This is a genomic window from Micromonospora sp. NPDC049799 (genome assembly GCF_040656655.1).
Lineage (GTDB): Bacteria > Actinomycetota > Actinomycetes > Mycobacteriales > Micromonosporaceae > Micromonospora.
Genome location: NZ_JBFAMU010000468.1, coordinates 1 through 3,874, shown reverse-complemented (window position 1 = coordinate 3,874; position 3,874 = coordinate 1). Strand labels below are relative to the sequence as shown.

Sequence of the window (3,874 nt, the reverse complement as noted above, 5' to 3'; positions counted from 1 at the left end):
TGATCGGCGCCTTCGCGGTCGGCCTGGTCATCACCGTGGTGGCCGCGCTGCTGCCGGCGCTGCGGGCGGCGCGGATCCCACCGATCGCCGCGATGCAGGACGTGGCGACGCCGGACCGGCCGCTGACGAAGGTGACCGTGGCCGGCGGCATCGTCACCGGCATCGGCGCGGTGCTGCTCTTCCTGGGCCTCAGCGGCAACGCCCGGGGCAACACCCTCGCCACGATCCTCGCCGGGGTGCTGTTCGCGTTCATCGGCGTCGCTCTGCTGACCCCGCTGATCAGCCGGCCGGTGGTGAGCCTGCTCGGGGCGTTGTTCGCCTGGTCGGTGCCGGGCAAGCTCGGTCGGCTCAACTCCGGCCGCAACCCGCGCCGCACCGCCATCACGGCCGCCGCGCTCATGGTCGGCATCGCCCTGGTCACCGGAGTCACCGTGATCCTGGACTCGGCCAAGGGCAGCTTCGGCAAGTTGGCGGAGACCGGTGTCAAGGCCGAGCTGGTCATCGCCGGGGTGCAGAGCGGTCCCCGGCCGCCGAGCTTCGACCCGGGCGTGCTGGAGAAGGCCGCGGCGCTGCCCGGTGTGCGACTGGTCGACGGCGAGTACGGCGACCTGGCCATCGTCGGCGGCGAGCAGACCTGGGTGACGGCGTCCAGCGACGTCGCCGCGCAGGGGCAGATCTTCGGCACGGAGGTGGTCGCCGGTGACGTCAGCCGCGTCGGCCCGGGCCAGATGCTGGTCAGCTCCGACGTGGCGACCGAACGCGGGCTGTCGGTCGGCTCGACGGTGCCGGTGCAGCTGACCCGGGGTGAGCAGCGCACCTACACGGTGTCCGGCATCTACAAGAGCTCGGAGCTGAACAACCCGCTGGTGCTGCCGGAGGAGGCCGCGAAGGACTTCGCCGTCCCGCAGCCGATCCAGGCTTTCCTCCAGCTCGCCCCCGGCACAAAGGTGGCCGACGTGCAGCCGCAGGTCGAGGCGCTGCTCGCGGACAGCCCCGAGGTGTCGGTGGCCGACCGGGACGCGTTCGTCGAGCAGCAGACCAGCCAGCTCGACGGCCTGCTCACGATGATCCAGATCCTGCTGGCGCTGGCCATCGTGATCGCCGTGCTGGGCATCGTCAACACCCTGGCGCTGTCGGTGCTGGAGCGCACCCGTGAGCTGGGTCTGTTGCGGGCGATCGGCCTGCGTCGGGCACAGACGATGCGGATGATCACCGTCGAGGCGGTGGTGATCTCGGTGTTCGGCGCGCTGCTCGGTCTCGCCGTGGGCACCGGGCTCGGCGCGGCCGTGGTCGAGGCCCTCCGGGACGAGGGCATCACCGACCTGGTGCTCCCCTGGGGCCAGATGGGCATCATGCTGGGCCTCGCGGCGATCGTCGGGGTGGTGGCCGCGGTGCTGCCCGCCGTCCGCGCCGCGCGGATCAACGTCCTGGGCGCCATCGCCCACGACTGAGTGGTGGACGGAAGGCCTCCGCTCTGCGCCTGGCGCGGAGCGGGGGCCTTCTCAACGCACCGGCGGCGGCTCGCCGAGCAGGGCCGCGAGCAGCTCCAGGTCCGCCGCGGTGAGGCTCTCCAACTGGTGTACGCCGTCGGCCGGGCTCAGCGGCACCTCGGCCGGTACCGCGAGCACCGCGGCACCGGCGGCGAGCGCGCTGGCCACTCCGGTCGGCGAGTCCTCGATCGCCACACAGCGCGCGATCGGCACGCCGAGCATCCGGGCGGCGGTCAGGTACGGCTCGGGGTGCGGCTTCGCCGCGTCGACCTCGTCGCCGCACACCACCACGTCGAAGTTGTCCCGGCCCAGCGTGTCGAGGGCCACCTCGACCAGCGCCCGGCCGCTGGAGGTGACCAGGGCGGTGGGGATGCCCGCGGCGCGTACCGCCCGCAGCAGCGGTGACGCGCCGGGCCGCCAGCGCAGCCCGGTGCGGAACAGCTCCAGGATCCGCGCGTCGATCCACGCGGCGCTGACCTCGGGGTCCCGCTCCGGCTGGCCGAGGTCCTCGTGCAGGATCCGCATCGACGCGGCCATGCTGGTGCCGATCATCGCCTTGCGGGCGGCGTCGGAGAGGCTGCCCCCGTACGCGTCGGCCAGCTCGCGCAGCGCGACGTCCCACAGCTTCTCGCTGTCGACCAGGGTGCCGTCCATGTCGAAGAGCACGGCGGCGGGATGGTGGCTGCTCAGCGGATCCTCCTCGGGGTGGGCGTACCGGAGGATCCTCCCAGCCGGGGTCCGGCCGGCGACGGCGGTGCCGGCCGGGGTGAGCTACGCCGCCACCGGCGCTCAGGTGAGGTCGCAGGCGTCCAGGGACTGCTCGTAGCCGCGGAAGAACGCCTCGGTGCGCTGCTCGGCGGTGCCGTGCGAGCCCTCGGCGAACCACGGCTGGTCGGGGTCGTCGCCGACGGCCAGCAGCCCCTCGCGGAACTCCTCCAGGTCGCCGTCGGCCAAGGCCAGGACCTTGCCCCGGACCGAGTCGCCGAGGAACGCCCCGGCCATGCAGTCGGCCTGCAGCTCCTGCTGGATGGTGAACTCGTAGCGGATGCCGAGCCGGGTCTGGATGCCGTGGGCGTACTCGTGGCCGAGCAGGTAGTAGACGAAGGCGTCGCCGATCTGCCGGAACGCGCCCACCGACCAGCGGACGTCGTAGGCGATGAAGTCGCCGGCCGAGCAGTAGACGGCGTTGTTGCGGGGGATCTCCTGCCCGCCGCAGGCGACCTCGCCGTCGCGCTGGTACGGCAGGATCCGCCGCACCGGCTGGAAGCGTTCGCCGGAGGCACGGAACTGCTCGGACCAGTACCGCTCCGCGATGCGCTGCGCCGTCACGACGTCGTCCTCGAACTCCTCGACGCTGGTGGTGCCGTCGGCGCGGGTCGTCGACGGGTCGGGGTCGGCGGACCGCTGGTCCGGGGCCGGCTGACCCGACGGCGCGGAGACTCCCCCGACGGCGCAGCCGACCGCCGCCACCAGCGCCACCGCCAGGCCCACGAGTGACCCTCCCGACCCTCGTCGCGCCCGCGTCCTCATCGTGCCCTCCCCGGCGTCGGCCTCGTCGTCGTGCAGTACCCCGGCGGCCCGTCCGCCATGCCGACCGGCTGTATCTACGCCCGTGGCGTGTCGTCGGTTCACCATGGACGGCGCGGGGTGCAATGTCGGCGGGCGGGACGTGTCCGGGATCCGCGAACGGCTTCGACGTCCCGGGTGGCAGCGCACGGGGCGCACCGCGGAAGGAGAAGCCATGAAATTCATGATCATGCTCTACGGGTCGCAGCGGGACTACGACGCGATGGCCGGGCGCCCGACCGACGGCCCGACCATGACGCCGGAGCAGGTCGCCGCGATGCACGAGCACATGACCGCGTTCCACCAGAAGCTCGTCGAGTCGGGTGAGCTGGTCGACGCCCAGGGACTGACCGCCCCGGTGCACGCCCGGCGGATCCAGCTCAGCGGCGGCGTGCCCGTGGTCACCGACGGGCCGTACCCGGAGACGCAGGAGGTCCTCGCCGGCTACACGGTCGTCGACGTCGCCAGCGTCGACCGGGCGGTGGAGATCGCCGCGGGCCTGGTCAACCCGGACGCGCCCGGCGAGTACGTGGACGTCCGGCCGATCGCCGAGGGCATCGACGACCTGGACGGCTGAGGTGGCCCGGTGACCGACCGAGGTGTCGAGGACGTGCTGCGCGCACTGGCGCCGCAGGTCCTCGGCGCGCTCACCCGCCGCTACGGCCACTTCGACAGTGCCGAGGACGCCACCCAGGAGGCGCTCATCGCCGCCGCCACGGCGTGGCCCCGCGACGGCGTACCGGAGCGTCCCCGCGCCTGGCTGATCACGGTGGCCTCCCGGCGGCTGACCGACCTGCTGCGCGCCGAGCAGGCCCGGC

General features: G+C 73.3%; 5 protein-coding genes. 3 read left to right on the top strand and 2 right to left on the bottom strand.

Translation table 11 applies throughout. The annotated features are described in order from the left end of the window. Window positions 1-1,451, top strand: a 1,451-nt coding sequence (locus tag AB0I76_RS24610; RefSeq protein ID WP_357039844.1) for an FtsX-like permease family protein, incomplete at its 5' end; no start/stop codon positions are given. A gap of 51 nt (window positions 1,452-1,502) precedes the next feature. Here the strand turns inward: AB0I76_RS24610 and AB0I76_RS24605 are convergent. Together AB0I76_RS24605 and AB0I76_RS24600 are read right to left on the bottom strand one after the other, a co-directional pair. Next, window positions 1,503-2,156, bottom strand: a complete 654-nt coding sequence (locus tag AB0I76_RS24605) for an HAD family phosphatase (RefSeq protein ID WP_357039841.1) — start codon at window positions 2,154-2,156, stop codon at window positions 1,503-1,505. A 123-nt stretch (window positions 2,157-2,279) separates the two neighbouring features. Continuing rightward, the gene (locus AB0I76_RS24600; protein ID WP_357039836.1) at window positions 2,280-3,125 is read right to left on the bottom strand and encodes a neutral zinc metallopeptidase; all 846 of its coding nucleotides are present in this window, start codon (window positions 3,123-3,125) and stop codon (window positions 2,280-2,282) included. 106 nt (window positions 3,126-3,231) lie between these two features. Between AB0I76_RS24600 and AB0I76_RS24595 the strand changes: the two genes are divergently transcribed. Both AB0I76_RS24595 and AB0I76_RS24590 read left to right on the top strand, forming a co-directional pair. Then, complete coding sequence (locus tag AB0I76_RS24595) at window positions 3,232-3,633, top strand: YciI family protein (protein WP_357039833.1); 402 nt, start codon at window positions 3,232-3,234, stop codon at window positions 3,631-3,633. A 9-nt stretch (window positions 3,634-3,642) separates the two neighbouring features. Then, window positions 3,643-3,874: sigma factor (locus AB0I76_RS24590; protein ID WP_357039830.1), on the top strand; the 232-nt coding region annotated here is incomplete at its 3' end.

What these genes read in the sequence shown, in the direction of transcription:
- AB0I76_RS24595 (WP_357039833.1), top strand. Translation starts at nt 3,232, where the DNA reads ATGAAATTCATGATCATGCTCTACGGGTCGCAGCGGGACTACGACGCG.
- AB0I76_RS24600 (WP_357039836.1), bottom strand. Translation starts at nt 3,125, where the DNA reads ATGGTGAACCGACGACACGCCACGGGCGTAGATACAGCCGGTCGGCAT.